Genomic DNA, 19,343 nt, shown 5'->3' on the forward strand with positions numbered 1-19,343 from the left:
TCTCCGTGATTACCATCCAAGGGATTTGAACAGCGGCAGCACTTGATCGAGGCGGTTGAGGATCGCGTCGGGGCGATAGTCCGCCAGCAACTGGCGACCGGTGCCGCGATCGATCCATACACAGCGAAAACCCATGTCCCGCGCCGCCGTGTGGTCGAGCATCGGGCTGGCGCAGATGTGCACCACCTCTGCGCGGCTGACGCCCAACTGCTCATGAGCGTAGTCGAACAGGCGCGGCGCCGGTTTGTAGGCGCCGGCCTGTTGTGCGGTGATCACCCGGTCAATGTAGCCGCCGAGTTGCGCGACGTTGCCGGCAATGATCTCGTCGTCGGTGTTGGAGACGATGCACAGTTTGAAACCCATGGTTTTCAATTCACGCAGAGTCTCGATCACCTCGGCAAACGGCGGCATCTTCGGGATCGCGGCGGCCAGACGCTGGCTGTCTTCGGGCAGGCTGGGCAGACCCAATTCCTCCAAGGCCAATTGCAGGCCGAGGGTGCTGAGCTCGCGGAACGAACGGTGCGGCGGCGTTTGTTCGAGGCGGTGTTCATGACGGTCATAGACGCCGATCAGGTGCCCGACATCGACTTGATGCTCGCCCTTCTCACTGAGAATTTCCCCGACAACAGCTTTGAGGCCTTCGTCCCATTGGATCAACGTGCCGTAGCAATCGAAGGTCAGCCACTGCGGGCGCGGGGTGTGGATGAGTGTCATTGGTCGAATCCTCCGGAGTGAGGACTTCAGCTTATGAGCGCCCGGTGATAGTGTGAAATTAAATAAATAGCCAATCGTCAGTTGAAAATCCACTATCGAGTGCACCGCCATGCTGGATCTGGAACTGCTGAAAACCTTTGTCTGCGTGGTCGACGAAGGTAGCTTCACCCGCGCCGCCGAGCGCGTGCACCGCACCCAGTCGACGGTCAGCCAGCAGGTGCGCAAACTCGAAGAGCTGGTCGGCCACGCCTTGCTGCTGCGTGATCGCACCGGCCTGAACGTCGCCGTCACCGAGCACGGCGAACTGCTGATCCACTACGCCCGCCGTTTGCTCGCGCTGTCCGCCGAAGCCACTGAAGCCTTGGCCAGCGACCTCGATCTGGAAATCCTGCGTATCGGCATGCCGGAAGACTTCGACGCGCGGCGCATGGCGCTGATCCTCGCCGGCTTCACCCGCAGCCATCCGCAAGCACGGCTGGAAACCCTCAGCGGCATGAGCCTCGATCTGCGCCAGCGCCTCGATGCCGGCGACATCGACATCGCCCTGATCAAACGCGAACCTGACAGCGGCCCGGCGTGGGCGACCTGGCCGGAGCGGCTGGTGTGGGTCAAAGGTGCGGAGTTTGATTCGTCCACTGGCGTGCTGCCGTTGGCGTTGTTTCCGCAGGGCTGCCTGTATCGGCAGCGCGCCATTCGGTTGCTCGATGTTGCCCAGCGACCGTGGCGAGTGGCGTTTGGCAGCCACAGCCTGACCGGGATTCAAGCGGCAGTGGCCTCGGGGCTGGGGGTGTCGGTGCTACCGGTGTCGGCGGTGTTGCCTGAGCATCAGGTGTGTACGGATTTGCCGGAGCTGGCGCCGACGGAGTTGGCACTGGTTAGTCGTGATGGGGTTTTGAGTGGGTTGCAGCGTGGATTGGTGGAGTTTTTACGAGGAGAGCTGGGGGTGGATGCGGGGGGATTTGCCTGAAATCCCCCGCTTCAGCTACCGGGGTTTGTTGATTTCCCGTAGGAGGTCCGCGACGGGAATGTTCATGGTGTTTGAGTAGTAGGGTTTGTAGCCGTAGGCGGTGACGACGACTTTGCAGGGGATTTGTTGTTTGTTGGAGAGGAGTTGGTTCAGTTCTGCCGCTGACAAGTCTCGCCGCGAACCGCCACCGTTTGAAAGTTCACTCATGAAAGTACGGGTCAAGTAGGAGAACCCCACTTTTCTGCTGACGTCTTTTTCGGGTTCTATTACACCAAATGCAGTAAATCGCATGAATTTCTTAATAGAAAAATCTTGGTCATCCGACAAACCGCACTCAAACATGCCTGACGCCATCCCCACCCTTTCTCCTCGATCAAAAAGATTAAGGACATCGACATCCGACTGATACCGAATGACATACAGAAGCGAACTATCATCCCTCTCAACAGAACGGAAGACCAAGTTCGCAGGTGGTTTTATATGATCTTTCGCACACCCGGAACAAATACATAGAAATACGCAAAGTAAAAACTTATTCACCCGGAAACTCCTTCATGATGGATTCAAACAAGAAGTCGCTCGCCGATTTCCTGCCTGCTATCGGCGCATTGAATAGCCCGAAAGCGTTGGCATGGTTCGTATCGACACTGACATTCACCGATGGACCGCATGAAACAAGCCATTTCTCGCCAAAGTCAGCCACTCCATCTGACGGGTCTCTCTGGGTGGGTGCAGCCTTGATATTTATCCAGTCATTGGTGATTGGCTCAGGTCGCTCGCGATAAATATCCGACCCCAGCCAAACCAAAGCTCCCTCTCCTACCGGGTCAAGAGTGATCAGCATCTGAACTCGGTAGCCCCATTCCGACATGATTTTTGTCAGATGAGCGCCATTCCATCCACCGAGGCTATGTCCGACGATATAAACAGGACAACTCTTGTAAGGAATAAGGCTCAAGACATGACGCTGAATATCCTGTTTTCCTCTGACCTCGTTGTAGCCCAACCAATCTGACTTGTATCTACCCTGCTCTTGCAACTTACGGGTGCGATCATCAAATGTCACCCATGCCTCTCGGATATTTTTATATGGTCCGGAAAAGTAATAACTCTCTTTGTCGCCAGCCCCACCAACGAATAGAACAATCGCCTTGGTACTCTCCACCGGCACAGGCTTGTCACTGACATCCTTCTTATCCGTCAGCGCATGTTCCTTGTGAAGCTTGTAATTGTTGCCCTTCGCGCACGTTACCGTTTCAGCAGCCATGCCTCACTCCTCCAAAAACAACTTGATGGTTTCAGGCAGATGCGAGCTGACTTGGTGAGTAAATCCGTTCGCGTCAGACACCCCATGTTCCAGACGTCCGTCAGCGCGCTGAATAACGTAAGGATGATCAGGCATGGGCTCACCGGTCACGTCATTGACCAGTTTCAACCGGTCAGTGAAATGCACCGGCATCGGCAACAAGCCACTGAAGGGAGCCGATGTCACTGTGTCACCGATGATGACCGTGCCTGAACCGCCGATGACGACATTGCCGTGACCACCGGTGCTGTCCAGTGTCGCGGCGTTCAAACCATTGATGAACACCGTCGACGCAACAGCACCGGTAATCGGGCTGCCGCAGGCGGATTTGTCAGTCATCCGCGCAGCCGCCAAGCCGTCGAAATTCACATTCGGGGAGCCACTGACAATGGGATTGGTGCCATGTCCCGGCAATGGGCAGGCGGTTGGATCGGTGACGCGGGCGGCGGGTTTTCCGCTCATGAACAGCTCCTTGCAATGTAACGAGGTCATCCTTTCGGGGGCGCAAGCATGCGGGACTTCGCCGGGGACTTCAAACCTTCAGACCAAAAAAGGCGCCCGATCGGGCGCCTTTTTATATGTGGAAACCGCTCAGGTTAGCGCGACGGCGGCACGCGAATATCCCCCGCCCGGCACTGGGTTTTCACGCCTTTGCCACAGGCGCCGAACTGCAGATCCTTGCCCATGCACACGCGCACTTCCGACAGTTCCGGGCCGCTGCAAATGACGGCGATGCCATCGGCTGGAATGCCCGGGTTGGCCTTGCGGAACAGGTCAGCGATTTCCTGCGCCTCGAAGTAATACGAGGAGCTGAACGGTTGCAGTTCCTGCGGGATTTTCACCGCCGCCACCGCTTTGTCCGCTTCATCCAGATAGCCCATCGCGCCGAGGCCGCTGCAGGTGCCGTGTTTGGACCATTCGTGGTCGAGCAGTTTCTTGGTCGGGAACAGCATCAGGCCCTGGCTGGTTTGCGCCGCGTTCAGCGTGGTCAGCGGTGGGCAGGATTCCGGCCAGCCACCCTTGGCGTATTGCGGCCACAAACCGTGCAGCACGAACCCATAACCCTTGCCCGTGCACTGTGAGTCGTCTTTGTGCGTCAAACAGAAGGTCGGCGACCAGGACAGCGCCAGCAGGTAGTAATCGAACACCCCCGCCACCGATTCCGCCTGGGCTTTGCTTGACTGTGATTGCCGCGCCGAACTCAAACCGATGCTACCGGCCGTCAGCGCAATCACCGCCAAAATTGTAAACAGCTTTTTCATGTACCCACTCCTTTGGGACGCTTGCGTCCATGGTTTTCGATCCTGACCGACTTGGCCAGCGCTGATTTCGACACGCTTGTGTTGCAAGCGCATGACGCAAGGCAAAGCCGTACGCCGTTGAAAGGTCTACGATTAACAGGCAGCCACCAAACCTAGGGAACCAAAATGAGTAAAGCAGACGAACTCGCCGCCAAACTCAAGCAAACCCGGCATACCCACGCGGATGCGGCACTGGAAATCGATTGCTGGCCTGCTCAGGTGTATGACTTGTACCACCGCATTGAGGCGTGGTTGCAGCCCGTCACCGAAGTAGGACTGAAGATTCGGCGAAATCCTACGCATGTTTGCGAAACTTCACCGGATGGTGAGGCGCATGACTACGCAATTGATCAACTGGTGATCGAGGCCAACAATCAAAGCCTGACATTCGATCCCATTGCGCGGTTTACCGAGGATGGCGCCGGGCGGGTGCAGATTACCCTGCCGGAAAGAAACACTTATCTATTGCGAACCGTCGATGAACACCACGAAAGCCACTGGTGGTTGCAAACGGTTGAAACCGGTCAGGAACTGGATGCCATCGCCCTGACCGAGAACAATTTGCTGCAGGTAGTGCAGGAAGGCCTCGGCCTCTAGCCCCCCATCACTGCCGCCGCGCCGAGCAAAACTCGACGATCACCTGCGAGACCGCATCGAGCATCTGCGGATCAGCGTGAGGTGCGACAAACAAGCGGAACTGCGCATCCGGCAACGCCGGCAAGCGCTGTTCCGCGCCGAGCGCGGCCATCCCCGGCCCCAACTGACTTGCCGGCATCGGCGCGACGGCAAATCCGGACAACGCTGCCGCGCGTAACCCGGCGGTGCTCGAACACAGCATCGCGGTGCGCCGGGAAATGCCCGCCTGAGCCAATCGCGTCAACGCCGCCTCGCGATAAGGACAAGGCTCGGGAAACAGCGCCAGCGGCAAAGGCATCGGCAACTGCGTGACAGGCTGCGCGGCCCACGCCCACACCAGTGGCTCCTGCCAAAGTAAACGTCCTGACTCGCCGGTTTCACACAGCGAACCGATGACCATCTCCAGATCGCCCTGCTGCATCTGGCCCAGCAACGTCCCCGGAATATTCACCTGTACTTCGATCTGCATACCGGGATGCTGCGCCGCGCAATCCTGCAATGCGCGTAACAACCGCGCCTCGACGAAATCTTCGGACACGCCAATCCGCACCCGCCCCTGAAACGGCGTGCGCGTGAGCTGCGCCCAGGCATCGCGGTTCAACGCCAGAATCGTCCGCGCGTAAGCAATCAGGCGTTCACCGTCGGCGGTGAGTTGCTGAGAACGAGTGGTGCGCTTGAGCAGCGGTTTGCCGATTTGTTCTTCGAGCCGGCGCAGATGGCCGCTGACCGCCGATTGCGTCAAATGCAGTTTTTCCGCCGCACGGCTGAAGCCGTCCTCATCGACAACGGTGACAAAGGTCTTCAACAACAGGGCGTCGAACATAGTGAGATACGTGATCAATAGCCAATTTATTCACGATTTATAGTTTGATACGCGCTATGTTGCAATGCCTCGCACTCACTCCCCCGACTGCCGAGGCTTCACGTGACCACCCTTCTGCACATTGAATGTTCACCGCGCAAACAACGCTCCGCGTCACTGCAAGTGGCGCGCAGCTTTATCGATCGCTATCTGCAGCATCATCCGCAGACCCAGGTCGAAACCCTCGACCTTTGGGGCATATCGCTGCCGGAGTTCGGCGAGGACGCAATGGACGCCAAGTACGCCGGCCTCTATGGCACACCACTGACGACCGCCCAGCAATCGGCGTGGAATGAGCTCAAGCACCTCGCCGCTTACCTGCATCGCGCCGACCTGATTGTGCTGTCGGTGCCGCTGTGGAATTTCAGCATTCCGTACAAGCTCAAACACTTCATCGACCTGGTGTCGCAGAAAGACATCCTCTTCAGTTTCGACCCGCAACACGGCCTGCAAGGTCTGCTGAAAAACAAAATCGCCGTCGGTGCCTATGCCTGCGGGATGGATTTTTCGGCGCAGTCGACCACACCGGCCGAGCGCTTCGATTTTCAGAAACCCTACGTGGCCGCCTGGCTCGAGTTTATCGGCATCAGCGATGTGCATGAATTACGTGTCGAGAAGACCATTCTCGGCGAAGACGTCGACCGTGAGTCGCGGCTGGCTGCCTCACAACGGGCGCGGGATCTGGCCGATCAGCTCGCCTGCTGAAGCGGCCAAGACAGTCATCCGCCGATCAGCGACCCGTTCTGATGACACTCACTAAAGGCTTTTACTACACTGGGCCACCTTCCCTTTCAGAAGCCCCCAGCTCAATGACAATTCTAAAAAGCATGATGACTCTCTGCGGTGCGCTGACATTGGCCACCGCCGTTCAGGCCCAAGAACCCCCTTCGCACCTCGACAGCATCCAGCAACAAGGCCAGTTGCGCGTGTGCACCACCGGCGACTACAAGCCCTACACCTTCAAACGCCCCGACGGCGATTTCGAAGGCATCGACATCGCCATGGCCCGTTCGCTGGCCGACAGCCTCGGGGTCAAAGTCGAATGGGTGCAAACCACCTGGAAAACCCTGATGCCGGACATGCAGGCCGGCAAGTGCGACATCGGCATGGGTGGTATCTCGGTGATCCTCGAAAGGCAGAAAAAAGCCTACTTCAGCAACACCCTCGACACCGACGGCAAGATCCCGCTGGTGCGTTGCGCCGATGTCAGCAAGTACCAGACAATCGAGCAGATCAACCAGCCCAACGTGCGTCTGGTCGAACCCGCCGGCGGTACCAACGAAGCCTTCGTCCACGCCTTCCTGCCCAAAGCGCAACTGGCGCTGCACGACAACGTGACAATCTTCCAGCAACTGCTCGACAACCAGGCCGACGTGATGATCACCGACGCCTCGGAAGCGCTGTATCAGCAGAAACTCAAACCTGGCCTGTGCGCGGTTAATCCGCATCAGTACATGCAGTACGGCGAGAAGGCTTATCTGCTGCCGCGCGATGACATCAGCTGGAAACTGTACGTCGATCAGTGGCTGCACTTGAGCAAAGTCACCGGCAAGTATCAGCAAACCCTGAGCGAGTGGATCGCCGTACCGGCCGCGCAGTAATCCTCAATCGTCATGCAACATGCCGGAGCTGTATTGATTGAGACTGCTGCCGATACTGTTGCCGCCGAACTTCAACGTATTGGCGTTACGCCCCTCCGGCGACTGACAGTCGCTGGAGAAACAACGGGTGGTGGTCAAACCACCCGCGCCGGAACAGGCACTCAACACCGATACTGCAGCAGCAATCAACAGCACTTTGACGACATTCAGGCGCATGGCACGATTCCCCTCGGGATGAACAGCGACGATCTTGTCTCAGCAGACTAGGCCTGCTTCGCACGCGGCAAGATGAAACTTTGCTGATCGACAGCGCGCGTTCAGAATCGACAACCTGCCTGACAAGGATCGCCACATGCAATCGGATCAGCGCTATTTAACGCCGGGAGGCCCAAGCTTGAAACGAGAGCTGAGTCCAGCCGACTTATACAAAATCCGCGCAGCCCTCTCCGACATCTTCGTCGACAGCGGCGTCGATTACCCCTACATCGCCCGCGAAGTCGAAGGCTACGACCCGGAACAAGTCAAAGACATTCTGTATGCAGAAGTTGCCGTCGTCTGCGCCGGAAATCTGGAATGCGTACTCCCGCCGGTCTGGACAGGATTCGAACCTGACTCATTGAACCGGGATATCGAGCAGATGCTGCTCGCAAACAAGCACAGCTGGATTCGGCGGCAACTTCACAAGATCCACACCGCATGGTTGCGGTTTAGTTATCGGCAAGTCTGGGCAGAGATTACCGCTCACTGCAAAGGCTGGAGTTAATACAGCCCTGCGTGGCAATGGCGCATCAACAACCTACAACGCGTTGAAACTGAAAAGATGATTGCCCCTCTGCCCACTCAGTCCTTTCCCGGTTTAGGAATAGCAATCCGGCTCCCGGTCTTGACCTCGCGCAATGCCAGGCTGGACTGAATGGAGGCAATCCCCACCTGACGCCTCAGCACCTGCTCGATGAAATCGCTGTAGCTATCAAGATCCTCCGCCAACACCTGCAACACATAATCGGCATCGCCGGTGATCTTGTGGCAGGCCACCACCTGCGGCAATTGCGCAATCACCGCCTCGAAAGCGTCCGGCGCGTGGTCGGCGTGGGTGGAAAAACGAATGTGCACGAACGCCATGATATCCAGCCCGAGCATTCGCCGATCGAGGTTGGCCTGATAGCCCTTGATCACCCCGGCCTCCTCCATGCGCTTGCGCCGCCGCCAGCACGGCGTAAGGCTCAGCGACAGCCGCTCGCTGAGTTCCGCGTTGGAAACGCTGGCGTCTTCCTGCAGCAATTCAAGAATCGCCAGATCGGTCTCATCGAGACTGATGCGTTTGGATGTTTTTTTCTGCATAACGCCATTCCTGAGTAAAAACGCCCGAATAATCAACTGAATCACGAACACAAAGCAAAGAAAGCGCAGCCCAGCCGGAACAGAATATTTGCACTGGCCAACAATAACGGATGCGCAGAATGTTTACAGTTTTCAGTGATTCCCACCGGTTGCACCACGGCACCGAATTGAAAGACGGCGTGCTCAAACCGTCGTTCGAACAACCGAGTCGCGCCGACACCGTGCACAACCGCGTGAAACAGGTCGGCCTCGGGCAGATCGTCGAACCGCGCGCGTTTGACCGCTCGTGCTACGTCAACGCGCACAGCGAGCGCTACGTCAGTTTTCTCGAAACTGCCTGGAGCGAATGGTGCGCCACCGGTCGCACTCACGATGCCTTGCCGCTGATATGGCCGGTGCGCGATCTGGCCGGCGAGCAGGTGCCGACGTTCATCGACGGCAAGCTCGGCTTCTATGCCATGGACGCCGGTTCGCCGATCACCGCGACGACCTGGCAAGCGGTGAAAACCAGCGCCGACATCGCCCTCACCGGCCTGGCCCTGCTCGATGAAGGCCACGACAGCGCCTTCGCCCTGTGCCGCCCGCCCGGCCATCACGCCGCGCGCGAATACATGGGCGGTTATTGCTACCTCAACAACGCCGCGATTGCCGCGCAGCAAGCCATCACCCAAGGCGCCAAACGTGTCGCGGTGCTCGACGTCGACTTCCATCACGGCAACGGCACGCAGAACATTTTTTATCAGCGCAGCGACGTCATGTTCGTCTCGTTGCACGGCGAACCGGCGGTGTCCTATCCGTACTTCTCGGGCTACAGCCACGAAGTCGGCGCGGGTGCAGGCGAGGGTTACAACCTCAACTATCCATTGCCGAAAAACACCACGTGGGAGAGCTATCGCAACGCCCTGCTCCACGCCTGCAAAAAACTCCAGCAGTTCGCGCCTGAAGTGCTGGTGATTTCCCTCGGTGTCGACACGTTCAAGGACGACCCCATCAGCCACTTCCTGCTGGAGAGCGAGGACTTCATCGGCATCGGTGAACTGATCGCCAGCGTCGGCTGCCCGACTCTGTTCGTCATGGAGGGCGGCTACATGGTCGATGAAATCGGCATCAATGCCGTCAACGTGCTGCACGGTTTCGAGAGCAAACGCAGCTGAGCCAACTCGCGCTCTACAACCTTTCAATGACTGGATCGGAGAACAAGAACATGACGCTTTTTATTGATGTCGATGATGCTGCACGCCTGTTCACCCAAGTCGGTATCCGCCGCGCCATTCGCGAAATGGCCGGCTACATCGAAGCGGACTACGCACGCTGGGCGCAGTTTGATAAATCGCCGCGCACGGCCAATCACTCGGCGGACGGCGTGATCGAGTTGATGCCCACCGACGATGGCCAGCAGTACTCGTTCAAATACGTTAACGGCCACCCGAACAACGGCCAGCAGAACTTGCTCACGGTCATGGCCTTCGGTCTGCTGGCCGATGTGCAAAGTGGCTATCCGACCCTGCTCAGCGAACTGACTTTGACCACCGCCGTGCGCACCGCCGCAACCTCCGCGCTGGTCGCGCAATCGCTGGCTCGTCCGGGTGCGACCTCAATGGCCCTGATTGGCAACGGTGCGCAAAGCGAATTTCAGGCGTTGGCCTTTCACGAAATGCTGGGCATCAACGAAATCCGCATCTTCGATATCGATCGCGACGCTTCACTCAAGTTGAAGCACAACCTCGCCGCTTTCCCAGGGATCGAAGTGATTCTGGCCAGTTCGGTGAAGGACGCGGTCAAGGGCGCGGACATCGTCACCACGGTCACCGCCGACAAAGCCTACGCAACGATTCTGACCCCCGAAATGATCGAGCCCGGCATGCACATCAACGCGGTCGGCGGTGACTGCCCGGGTAAAACCGAACTGCACGCCGACATCCTGCGCAACGCTCGGGTCATCGTCGAGTTCGAGCCGCAAACGCGCGTTGAAGGCGACATTCAGCAACTGGCAGCCGATTCCCCGGTGATCGAGTTTTTCCGGATTGTGCAGGGCGAAGTCGCCGGACGCGAAAACGATACGCAGGTGACGGTCTTCGATTCGGTGGGTTTTGCCCTGGAAGACTTTTCCTCACTGCGCTACCTGAAAGACCTGGCCCATGCGCAGCAAATCGGCCAACGCATCCACCTGGTGCCGACGCCGGCCAACATCAAAAACCTCTTCCAATTGCTGGATCCGCAACCGGCCAAAGCCTCGCGTCTGCGCACCGTCAGTTGATCGCAATCGCCGCCCCCACCACAGGGGGCGATTCACCTTGTGATTAGCCGCTGCACCTCTAACAAGAACGCTCGACACCTACTTTCTGCCAAAACTCAAAAACATAAAATCAAGAGGTTTTGCAATGAAATCGACCCCTTCCGGGCTGCCTGAACAGCCCGCGCTGCAGCGCACGCTGAGCAATCGTCACATCCAGTTAATGGCCATGGGCGGTGCCATCGGTACCGGCCTGTTCATGGGCTCCGGGAAGATCATCGCCCTCTCCGGAACGTCGATCATCCTCATCTACATGATCATCGGCCTGTTCGTGTTTTTCGTCATGCGCGCCATGGGCGAAATGCTCCTGTCCAACCTCAACTTCAAAACCTTCGCCGACTTCGCCGGCGCCTACCTCGGCCCGCGCGCGGCGTTCTTTCTCGGCTGGTCGTACTGGCTGAGCTGGAGCGTGGCGGTGATCGGCGACGCCGTCGTGGTCGGTGGATTCTTCCAGTACTGGTTCCCCGACGTCCCGGCGTGGATACCCGCCGTCGGCATGCTGGCGACCCTGTTCGCGTTGAACGTGCTGACCGTCAGGCTGTTCGGTGAGGTGGAATTCTGGTTCGCGATCATCAAGATCATTGCCGTCGTGACCCTGATCGGCGTCAGCACCGTGCTGATCGCCAGCTCCTTCGTCTCACCCAGTGGCGTCACCGCGTCCCTGAGTCACCTGGTGGACAAACAGGCGGCGTTCCCCAACGGTTTGTTCGGCTTCTTCGCCGGATTTCAAATGGCGATCTTCTCCTTCGCCGGCACCGAGCTGATCGGCACCGCCGCCGCTGAAACCCGCTCGCCAGAGAAGACCTTGCCCAAAGCGATCAACTCGATTCCGCTGCGAATCATCCTGTTCTACGTGCTGGCGCTGACCTGCATTATCGCCGTGACCTCGTGGCAACAGGTTTCTCCAGTCAAAAGCCCCTTTGTCGAACTGTTCCTCGTCGCCGGATTTCCCGCAGCGGCCGGCATCGTCAACTTCGTGGTCCTGACCTCGGCCGCCTCCTCGGCCAACAGCGGCGTGTTCTCCTCGAGCCGCATGCTGTTCGGACTGGCCAACCAAGACAACGCCCCCGGCCTATTCCGCCGACTGTCGAGCAACAGCGTGCCGCTGCTGAGCCTGGCGTTCACCACGCTGTTGATGCTGGTGGGTGTGCTGGTGCTGTTCATCGTGCCGGAAGTCATGACCGCGTTCACCATCGTCTCCACCGTGTCGGCGATTCTGGTGATCTTCACCTGGTCGACCATCCTCGCGTCTTACATCGCCTACCGCAAAAAACGCCCGGATCTGCATGCGAAGTCGGCTTACAAGATGCCCGGCGGCGTGCCGATGGCTTGGTTCTCGCTGGCGTTTTTGGGGTTTGTGCTGGGGTTGCTGGCGTTGAGGCCTGACACGCGGATTGCGCTGATGGTGATGCCGGGGTGGTTTGTCTGGTTGGGGATTGCTTACCAGCTGACGCGGTTGAGGAAGCCGAAATCTGCGGTTGAGTCGGCGGGTCAGTTTGGCTAGATGTGCAAGCGAAAGCCGTCACCTTAAAGTGACGGCTTTTGGTTATCAGTGAACGAGCATTTCACCTGCCCATGGCGGGACAAGCTTTACGCCTTCACCTCAACGTTATCCAACGCCTGATTCACCGCCAACTCCCCCAACATCACCACCTGCGCAATGCCCAGCGCGGTTTTGCGGTGCGAGGGCTCGAGTGCGGCGGCGAAATTGTTGAGCATTTCCGAAGCGGAACTCAGCGTTTCACTGGCGTTGGCCAGCAGGGATTCCGAGTCGTACTTGGGGTTGGCGAGGTACATGCGCTCGGGCTCGTTGACGCTGGACATGATGTGGCCGGCGGGAAGGAGATAGTGATCGAGGGCGCGTTCGGCGGCTTCGTGGAGTTTTTTGGGGTTGAGGGAATCGTAGGGGGATGCGGGATCGGTTTCTGGTGGATTCGGTGTTGGTTTGAACATGGTGTAACTCCTGACGGATGAACGAAAAGGAGCCATCACTCTCGCTACCAAACGAAGGGTGGAGGCCATACGCAGGTTGGTAGACCGGTCGTCAGGAACCCCGGCGCATCCGAAGACGCCCCGCGCATGACCACCATAAAACGAAGACGAGAACGCCCTCGCAAGACAGTAGTCTTGTGCTTCTGACGGAGACGGGCTACCAAACCCGATCACTGGTTTTCAGTGACGTAGGGACGATAGAACCTGCGGGCTAGAGGCACAAGCCGGGGGATTCTGTCTTAGGTGTAGGGGGATGCGCAAGGAAGTGTAGGCTCAGGACTGCAGTAACAGACTTCTATTAAACAGACACGTATTTTCCGTTTGGAAAGGCTTTACTGGCACGCTGATTGATCCAAGTACTGTCAACAGCACAGAGAGTATTGCGTTCTTTTCAAGCGCTGTCCGTCGCGCCGATGATGGATTGGACTGACCTCTCTCCTAGCTCCCACAAATAAAGGCCCAAACACCTCCCCGCCAAACCGCGTACCAGTTGCGTACCAGCTTTGCCTTCCCCCCCTCTTCCTCCTATCCCTCCTGCCGACTGCTGTAGCAAATTTTAAGCATCCGTTTTCGGGTCCAATCCCAGCACTGTTCATCCTGGCTGCAGGCGATTTCGTGAGCGTTACATTAGGTGCATGGAAGGCTAGCACCGTCCCCGTCTGTGCTTGACCCCGTTTTCAGGTTGACCCATGGGAAAAAGGTAATATTGGTAATGTTCTTTTTTATTTCAGAAATAACTCAATAAATACAAAGACTTACAGATGAACCACAAAGGTAATAATAGGGTAAGGAAAAGGTTAGAAAATTACCTTTAGCCGTAGTAATTTTAGCCATTCATGAACCCCTTTAAAATCAAGCACTTGGCAAAATATTACCTCCTGCCTTACCAAATATTACCTTCAAAGGTAATACGTCAAAGCCACGTTCTATAAGGGCTGTAGACAATTTCCGGCATCGACTTACCAAAATTACCCTTTTCCCAGCCTCGAACTGAAATCAGTGATGAGGCGCCCTGCTATGCTTTCGATTTTTGAAAGGAGTCGAAGATATGGCAAACGAGTATTCCCTCTACGCGACGCTCGAAAGGATGTACGAAAACCAAATTGCGATTGAAGCCGCTCTGATGGAACTGACGCTGTTAGCAGAGCAGCAAGGCTTTGGCGAAGCCGGTGACAACGCAAGGGGCGCCTTGAGTCGCATCGGCGAAAACGCAGGCTTCATAAAGCAGGGGTTGGCTCGGTTGAGATCGATTGAAAAAAATTAGTCGCCTGATTGCTCCACCTGTATGAATTCATCAGGTAGTTGATCGGTACCGGCGTAGGGCTATCGCTGACGAATCGAGGCGCTCGCACCGTGCATGATCAACGCGACTATGCAAAAATCGACGCCTCCCCTCTCGAATGAAAGGAAGCGCGGTAGCCGAGGTGCATTGAGGTGCATTACTGCTCCTCTGGCTCAAAGGATGGCTTTCTGCTAGCGTTCAGCGGGCACGTCGTTCAGCCGCATACATTGACGTTTTTTATTTTTTTGAGCTTTAGTCCATTTATATGACCCTTAAGAAACCAAGCGCAATCGACCTGTTTTGTGGAGCAGGTGGACTCACAACTGGATTAAAGGCAGCTGGATTCTCAGTACTTGCAGGGTTTGAGCTTAATGAAACTGCGGCAGCCACCTACAAACTGAATCATAAAAAATCAAGATTATTTATTGGTGATCTTTCTAAAATAGATCCCAAAGAAGTTATGGATAGTTTGGGATTAAAACACGGAGAATTAGACCTCCTCGCAGGCTGCCCGCCATGCCAAGGTTTCTCGACCCACAAAACACGTAACAGATCCAGTTCAGTAGATGACATACGAAACGATTTAGTCTTTGAGGTGTTACGTTACATTAAGGTTTTCCTACCAAAAACCATCATGCTGGAAAACGTACCAGGTCTAGCCAAAGACGAACGCATGTCAAAACTTAAAGCCGAGCTTAAAGTGCTTGGCTATGTAATAGATGATAACACTGTAAAAGTTCTGGACGCTGCTGACTTCGGCGTGCCACAACGCCGAAAGCGTATGATTTTACAGGCCTCACTTTTCGGAGTTATCAACGAGCCTGAGAAGACAAGAACTAGAGCAACGGTAAAGCAAGCAATAGGCGCACTGCCTATACCTGGTTGTTCAGGTGATGAACTTCACGACCTACCTGTCTCTAGAAGCAAAAAAGTATCAACGATAATTGAGAACGTCCCTACCGATGGTGGCTCAAGAAGCGACCTCCCACTAGAGCTTTGGCTACCATGTCATATCAAACGACCTGGTTCTTACAAAGACGTATATGGGCGAATGTCTTGGGACGACGTAGCGCCAACAATCACTGGTGGCTGCACCAACCCTTCTAAAGGTCGATTTATCCATCCGGATCAGAATAGATCAATCACACTTCGAGAAGCCGCTTTGCTTCAGACTTTTCCCGAAGACTATAAGTTTTCGCTGAAACGAGGAAAAGATTACGCCGCGCTAATGATAGGTAACGCGCTTCCGCCCTTATTGATTAAGGCCCACGCAAAAAAATATATACAGCATTTAAAGTCGGTTGAAACAGGGAACGTAAAATGACCAAGCGCTTTGTAATGAAGTTTGACCCCAAGACTATCGAGCACTTGGGGGTTCGAATGTACTCTACGCTTCCTCCGGCTCTTGCTGAATTGATTTCCAACGCATACGACGCGGACGCATCTGAGGTAAAAATAAACCTCGCCGAGACTGCGTCAGGGCCATCTTCTATCAGTGTTACAGACGATGGGCATGGGATGAGTGCCCTCGACATTCAAGAAAAATTTCTGGTCATTGGCAGAAATCGCCGGCAAAAAGAAGGTGATGAGCCCACTACACGATTCAAGCGGCTCGCCACAGGTAAAAAAGGACTGGGTAAACTTGCACTTTTTGGACTGTCCAAGCATATAACCATTGACACGATTAAGGACGGACTGCGGAACCGGTTTAGCTTGGACTGGGACACGCTCATGACGTCAGAGGGTGAGTATTCACCCACTCGTGAAATTAACAACCAAAAAACCACTCGCGCGTCCGGCACCACTATCAAGCTTGCAAAGCTCAAACGTCAATCGAGCTTCGACATAGAAGCATTGGCTGATAGCTTGTCTAAGATATTTATCTCCGACACCACCTTTAGCATCATAATAAATAAAGGCACAGAGCGCGCTATCGTCAACGAACAGCGGCGATACAAACACTTCAATAAAGAATTTGAGTGGGATCTTGACGACTACATAGAAGACGACTCTAAATACAAGGATGTCATTGGGAAGCTCTTCACCGCTGAGACTCCGATTCGCCCTAACTCTGGATTGCGCGGCATATCTATTTTTTCACGTGGAAAACTGGTGAACGCGCCCGAGTTTTTTTCAAGCAGCACCTCTAGCCACTTTTACCAATATCTCACCGGTTGGATTCGCGCTGACTTCATTGATGAACTTGACGAAGATGTGATATCAACGAATCGTCAATCCATAAATTGGGACAATATTGAGATGGCGGAATTTCGGGAATTTCTTTCCGAAACCATATCCAAAGTTAATAATAGCTGGCGTGAAAAGAGAAGAGCAAAGAAAGGTACCACGATCAGAGAGGCCACTGGTATCGACACTGAAAAGTGGATGTCTACCATGCCTCAAAAAGTCAGGGAGCAAACCTCCATAATTCTTGACACTCTCAACAACGATGAGTCTATAACAAAGTACGTTCCCATCGTTGAAGCGCTACACGAACTAATACCAGAATACCCGGAACTGCACTGGCGGCATCTGCATTCGGCGCTTAGAGATCGCGTTCGTAGCTATTATGAAAATCAACAATATGGAGATGCAGCTGACCAAGGAGTTAAAATCTATTTTGAAACTATCAGAAAGATCTCTGGCCTTAAGTCCGATGGCGCAGATTTAATCGGCAAAGCCTTCGGCACACGACCTCCCGTTATTAAAGTTGCGGATGTAGATACCGATTCTGGAGATAATATTCAGAAAGGGCAGGATCATTTATCCAGAGGACTTTTCATGGGGTTTCGAAACCCTTTGAACCACTCACCCATTGACACGCTCGTCCCCAATACATTCTCAGAAGTAGACTGCTTAGATATCCTCAGCCTAACCTCGTACTTGGTCACGAGGATAGACGCCGAGAAAGAGTCGACAGAAGAGGAATGAGCAAAACCTCCAAAGGTCGCGTCCAGAATGCCTTCTTTGGGCGGAACGCGGCCTTCAAAATGATAATCTCGCGCTAGGCGCTCTCCCCTAACTTTGCAATGCATGGAAACTGGCTCAATAGCCCTCTAGGCTCAGCGTTTCTAGGGGCTGGGTTCACGGCCCGCCCTTGCTTAACGGCGCCACAAGCTCTCCTTTACGACTATTTCAAAAACGTAAAACCCCGCAAAATGACTGTTTTGTGAGCCTTCCACTCCGTAAAACCGGGGGCCTTTCGGGATACTTTTAAACGCTTTAATGCCAGAGCAATTGAAGTCGGTATTGCATTTATTTTCAAAACCTTGCACTGCGTGCAATCGCTACAACGCTCACAGCCCCCGCAGCGGGCCTATGCAAAGCCGGCGTTTGCACAGCTCTGGCCTTTGCACAAAAAAGGAACGTAAACCCCGTCGGCGGGAGGGGGATAAGTGCTTTTTCAGGAGTTTTTTTCGTGGCGGCGGGATTTTCCCAAGACGGGCCAGTGATCGGATAGCCCAGGCGCAAAAAAGCCCCCGACAGCCAAGGCTGTGGGGGCTTGTATCCAGCGATCTGCCGCTGAGCTTAGGCCGCTACCACCTTCTCTACCTTCTCTACTGAAAGCGAGATACGACGCCCCAGCTCTTGCAGGGCGCGCTCCACGTTTTCGATCTTAGAGTGGTGGAGAAAGTCGACCAAGCGATCGACCTGGGGGCGATTAACATCCAGCCGACGGGCCAACTCAGCTTTGCTAACTCCCGACTCCAAGAGCGTATTCCACAATGCGACTTTCGATGCGGTGAGAGCTGGCAAACGCAGCACGAACTCGCCCTTAGCTTCCCCACCGGTTGGGATCGCCCGACGATCATCGACATAGATAGACAAAGCTGTCTCGATTGAATCCAGTGCGCTTTCATACGCCTCTTCCAGAGTATCGCCGGCGGCGTGCATCTCTGGGATTTCTGCACATGACAGCCAAAAGCTGCCCGGCTCTTTGTGAACATCTAACGCATAAGCAAACATAACGTTACCCTCCGCGACTTCCTCGACTTCCTCGACTTCCTCGACTTTCTAATCTTCCTGATTTTCTCGCTTTCCTGACTTCCTGACTTCCTGACTTCCTGACTTGCTGACTTGCTGACTTGCTGACTTGCTGATGAGGGTACAGCTGGGCCTCAATCATTGAGACCCAGCTGTTTGATTATCGACTTTCTCAACCCTTCGGGCATTTCCTTGCCCGTGTGGTCGGGAAATACGGTTGATTCGCCATTTATTGAAACCTTGAAGTGGCTACCCTTGCCGTTCTGAAACAGAACGCCTTGGGCCTTCAACCATCGCCGAAACTCGCTGTATTTCATGTGCATGCCTCATCGTCTCGGTGAAGAAATTATGCAACACATATGATGCACGTGCAACATTTATGTTGCTTAAAATTCCATCATCACAATTCGCCGTGCGCCGTCAGTCGCTCTCTTGATGTGGCGTTATAAACGCTTCGATATACTGTTTTTATATACAGCACACTGAAAAAACAGGCATCGCCGATGAATAAAGAATCAACGAGAACCGTAGCGTCGGAGTCATCCGCAGTAGCGCAATGGCGGGTCATGTTGCGCGATGAGGCCGCTTTGCTCGCAATGCCCGGAGCCCATCACAAAGCATTGCTCAGGCAAGCACATGCACTGCATCAAGGCCAAATGATCGATAGCGACCATCTCGGCGATTTGCTTGAGTTAGCAGACGCGGCACTGTCCTACGCGATCGAATCGCTACTCGACCTCGAATCTGACGATTAGGAGAAGCCATGTACGTACTGGTCACACCCATGCGCTTGCGTGGCGTCGCGCTGGATCCGAAAGAGCGGCGTCGTTATTCGGCGATCCGGGGCAACGTCATGGTTAACTCTACTGCGTGCCATGAGTTAGGCCGAGCTGCCAACATTGCTCGCGTTATGGTGGGAATGCCGCTTGATCCGGATCCGCTACCGCCTCTGCTTGATGCGACCCTGGCTGGGATGGCCGTAACCGGTTTCGTCTTGAGTGGAATTGAATACATCGACGGCTGCGCTTACGCACAGTCTTGGTGGTGCCGGCAGGAATAGAAGG

The 19,343-nt window shown here is 55.2% G+C and carries 24 protein-coding genes; 13 read left to right on the forward strand and 11 right to left on the reverse strand.

The genetic code is table 11. The features are described from left to right. Nucleotides 1-9: 9 nt before the first annotated feature. Nucleotides 10-714 (reverse strand): haloacid dehalogenase type II, encoded by a 705-nt coding sequence (locus tag RMV17_RS19630; protein ID WP_311881861.1) that lies wholly within the window; start codon nucleotides 712-714, stop codon nucleotides 10-12. Nucleotides 715-823: 109 nt separating this feature from the next. Here RMV17_RS19630 and RMV17_RS19635 point away from each other — a divergent pair, with 109 nt between their 5' ends. Continuing rightward, the gene (locus RMV17_RS19635) at nucleotides 824-1,681 is read left to right on the forward strand and encodes a LysR substrate-binding domain-containing protein (protein WP_034156382.1); all 858 of its coding nucleotides are present in this window, start codon (nucleotides 824-826) and stop codon (nucleotides 1,679-1,681) included. Between the two features lie 15 nt (nucleotides 1,682-1,696). Here the strand turns inward: RMV17_RS19635 and RMV17_RS19640 are convergent, their stop codons facing one another. The 4 genes from RMV17_RS19640 to RMV17_RS19655 all read right to left on the reverse strand — a co-directional run bounded on the left by RMV17_RS19640 (nucleotide 1,697) and on the right by RMV17_RS19655 (nucleotide 4,249). Then, the gene (locus tag RMV17_RS19640; RefSeq protein WP_311881864.1) at nucleotides 1,697-2,221 is read right to left on the reverse strand and encodes a hypothetical protein; all 525 of its coding nucleotides are present in this window, start codon (nucleotides 2,219-2,221) and stop codon (nucleotides 1,697-1,699) included. Next, nucleotides 2,214-2,948, reverse strand: coding sequence for an alpha/beta hydrolase (locus RMV17_RS19645; protein WP_160058776.1), 735 nt, complete (start codon nucleotides 2,946-2,948; stop codon nucleotides 2,214-2,216). Before RMV17_RS19645 ends, RMV17_RS19640 begins: the two co-directional genes overlap by 8 nt. A 3-nt stretch (nucleotides 2,949-2,951) precedes the next feature. Continuing rightward, nucleotides 2,952-3,449: a PAAR domain-containing protein gene (locus RMV17_RS19650; RefSeq protein ID WP_150811783.1), complete on the reverse strand. Its 498-nt coding sequence runs from the start codon at nucleotides 3,447-3,449 to the stop codon at nucleotides 2,952-2,954. Nucleotides 3,450-3,583: 134 nt separating this feature from the next. Beyond that, a complete protein-coding gene (locus RMV17_RS19655) occupies nucleotides 3,584-4,249 on the reverse strand; it encodes a ribonuclease T2 (RefSeq protein ID WP_311881871.1) in 666 nt (221 codons plus the stop codon). A 165-nt stretch (nucleotides 4,250-4,414) separates the two neighbouring features. Here RMV17_RS19655 and RMV17_RS19660 point away from each other — a divergent pair, with 165 nt between their 5' ends. Beyond that, entirely contained in the window at nucleotides 4,415-4,885 is a 471-nt protein-coding gene (locus tag RMV17_RS19660; RefSeq protein ID WP_034156385.1) for a hypothetical protein, read from the forward strand. A gap of 7 nt (nucleotides 4,886-4,892) precedes the next feature. Here RMV17_RS19660 and RMV17_RS19665 read toward each other — a convergent pair whose 3' ends face one another. Continuing rightward, nucleotides 4,893-5,747, reverse strand: coding sequence for a LysR family transcriptional regulator (locus tag RMV17_RS19665; RefSeq protein WP_311881874.1), 855 nt, complete (start codon nucleotides 5,745-5,747; stop codon nucleotides 4,893-4,895). Nucleotides 5,748-5,849: 102 nt separating this feature from the next. On the opposite strand from RMV17_RS19665, the gene RMV17_RS19670 reads away from it, so the two are divergent. Further along, the gene (locus RMV17_RS19670; RefSeq protein WP_311881876.1) at nucleotides 5,850-6,491 is read left to right on the forward strand and encodes an NAD(P)H-dependent oxidoreductase; all 642 of its coding nucleotides are present in this window, start codon (nucleotides 5,850-5,852) and stop codon (nucleotides 6,489-6,491) included. A 104-nt stretch (nucleotides 6,492-6,595) separates the two neighbouring features. Continuing rightward, a complete protein-coding gene (locus RMV17_RS19675) occupies nucleotides 6,596-7,387 on the forward strand; it encodes a transporter substrate-binding domain-containing protein (RefSeq protein ID WP_311881878.1) in 792 nt (263 codons plus the stop codon). A 3-nt stretch (nucleotides 7,388-7,390) separates the two neighbouring features. On the opposite strand, the gene RMV17_RS19680 is transcribed toward RMV17_RS19675, so the two are convergent. Then, nucleotides 7,391-7,603 (reverse strand): hypothetical protein, encoded by a 213-nt coding sequence (locus RMV17_RS19680; RefSeq protein ID WP_038362448.1) that lies wholly within the window; start codon nucleotides 7,601-7,603, stop codon nucleotides 7,391-7,393. Nucleotides 7,604-7,739: 136 nt separating this feature from the next. Between RMV17_RS19680 and RMV17_RS19685 the strand changes: the two genes are divergently transcribed. Further along, complete coding sequence (locus tag RMV17_RS19685; protein WP_311881883.1) at nucleotides 7,740-8,150, forward strand: hypothetical protein; 411 nt, start codon at nucleotides 7,740-7,742, stop codon at nucleotides 8,148-8,150. A gap of 77 nt (nucleotides 8,151-8,227) precedes the next feature. On the opposite strand, the gene RMV17_RS19690 is transcribed toward RMV17_RS19685, so the two are convergent. Continuing rightward, a complete protein-coding gene (locus tag RMV17_RS19690) occupies nucleotides 8,228-8,728 on the reverse strand; it encodes an Lrp/AsnC family transcriptional regulator (protein ID WP_311881885.1) in 501 nt (166 codons plus the stop codon). A 119-nt stretch (nucleotides 8,729-8,847) separates the two neighbouring features. Between RMV17_RS19690 and RMV17_RS19695 the strand changes: the two genes are divergently transcribed. From RMV17_RS19695 to RMV17_RS19705, 3 genes are all read left to right on the forward strand, one after another. Continuing rightward, complete coding sequence (locus tag RMV17_RS19695) at nucleotides 8,848-9,882, forward strand: histone deacetylase family protein (RefSeq protein ID WP_311881887.1); 1,035 nt, start codon at nucleotides 8,848-8,850, stop codon at nucleotides 9,880-9,882. Between the two features lie 50 nt (nucleotides 9,883-9,932). Then, nucleotides 9,933-10,985, forward strand: a complete 1,053-nt coding sequence (locus RMV17_RS19700; RefSeq protein WP_311881889.1) for an ornithine cyclodeaminase — start codon at nucleotides 9,933-9,935, stop codon at nucleotides 10,983-10,985. A 124-nt stretch (nucleotides 10,986-11,109) separates the two neighbouring features. Next, complete coding sequence (locus RMV17_RS19705) at nucleotides 11,110-12,525, forward strand: amino acid permease (protein ID WP_186624051.1); 1,416 nt, start codon at nucleotides 11,110-11,112, stop codon at nucleotides 12,523-12,525. Between the two features lie 86 nt (nucleotides 12,526-12,611). On the opposite strand, the gene RMV17_RS19710 is transcribed toward RMV17_RS19705, so the two are convergent. Then, the gene (locus tag RMV17_RS19710) at nucleotides 12,612-12,974 is read right to left on the reverse strand and encodes a DUF6124 family protein (RefSeq protein ID WP_311881890.1); all 363 of its coding nucleotides are present in this window, start codon (nucleotides 12,972-12,974) and stop codon (nucleotides 12,612-12,614) included. A 1,087-nt stretch (nucleotides 12,975-14,061) separates the two neighbouring features. Here RMV17_RS19710 and RMV17_RS19715 point away from each other — a divergent pair. The 3 genes from RMV17_RS19715 (at nucleotide 14,062) to RMV17_RS19725 (ending at nucleotide 17,226) form a co-directional block, all read left to right on the forward strand. Further along, entirely contained in the window at nucleotides 14,062-14,277 is a 216-nt protein-coding gene (locus RMV17_RS19715; protein ID WP_311881891.1) for a hypothetical protein, read from the forward strand. Between the two features lie 283 nt (nucleotides 14,278-14,560). Continuing rightward, complete coding sequence (locus RMV17_RS19720) at nucleotides 14,561-15,619, forward strand: DNA cytosine methyltransferase (protein ID WP_311881893.1); 1,059 nt, start codon at nucleotides 14,561-14,563, stop codon at nucleotides 15,617-15,619. Further along, entirely contained in the window at nucleotides 15,616-17,226 is a 1,611-nt protein-coding gene (locus tag RMV17_RS19725) for a TIGR02391 family protein (protein WP_311881895.1), read from the forward strand. The genes RMV17_RS19720 and RMV17_RS19725 overlap by 4 nt, the downstream gene beginning before the upstream one ends. Nucleotides 17,227-17,823: 597 nt before the next feature. Here RMV17_RS19725 and RMV17_RS19730 read toward each other — a convergent pair. Together RMV17_RS19730 and RMV17_RS19735 are read right to left on the reverse strand one after the other, a co-directional pair. Beyond that, nucleotides 17,824-18,261, reverse strand: coding sequence for a type II toxin-antitoxin system HicB family antitoxin (locus tag RMV17_RS19730; RefSeq protein WP_128615535.1), 438 nt, complete (start codon nucleotides 18,259-18,261; stop codon nucleotides 17,824-17,826). Between the two features lie 152 nt (nucleotides 18,262-18,413). Further along, nucleotides 18,414-18,596, reverse strand: coding sequence for a type II toxin-antitoxin system HicA family toxin (locus tag RMV17_RS19735; protein ID WP_128615534.1), 183 nt, complete (start codon nucleotides 18,594-18,596; stop codon nucleotides 18,414-18,416). Nucleotides 18,597-18,782: 186 nt separating this feature from the next. Between RMV17_RS19735 and RMV17_RS19740 the strand changes: the two genes are divergently transcribed. Both RMV17_RS19740 and RMV17_RS19745 read left to right on the forward strand, forming a co-directional pair. Beyond that, entirely contained in the window at nucleotides 18,783-19,034 is a 252-nt protein-coding gene (locus tag RMV17_RS19740) for a hypothetical protein (RefSeq protein WP_256591647.1), read from the forward strand. 8 nt (nucleotides 19,035-19,042) lie between these two features. Further along, nucleotides 19,043-19,339 carry a hypothetical protein gene (locus RMV17_RS19745; RefSeq protein ID WP_128615533.1) on the forward strand — a complete coding sequence of 99 codons (297 nt, stop codon included), beginning with the start codon at nucleotides 19,043-19,045 and terminating at the stop codon, nucleotides 19,337-19,339. The last annotated feature ends 4 nt before the right edge of the window (nucleotides 19,340-19,343 follow it).

The organism is Pseudomonas sp. VD-NE ins (genome assembly GCF_031882575.1).
Taxonomy (GTDB): Bacteria; Pseudomonadota; Gammaproteobacteria; order Pseudomonadales; family Pseudomonadaceae; genus Aquipseudomonas; species Aquipseudomonas fluorescens_BZ.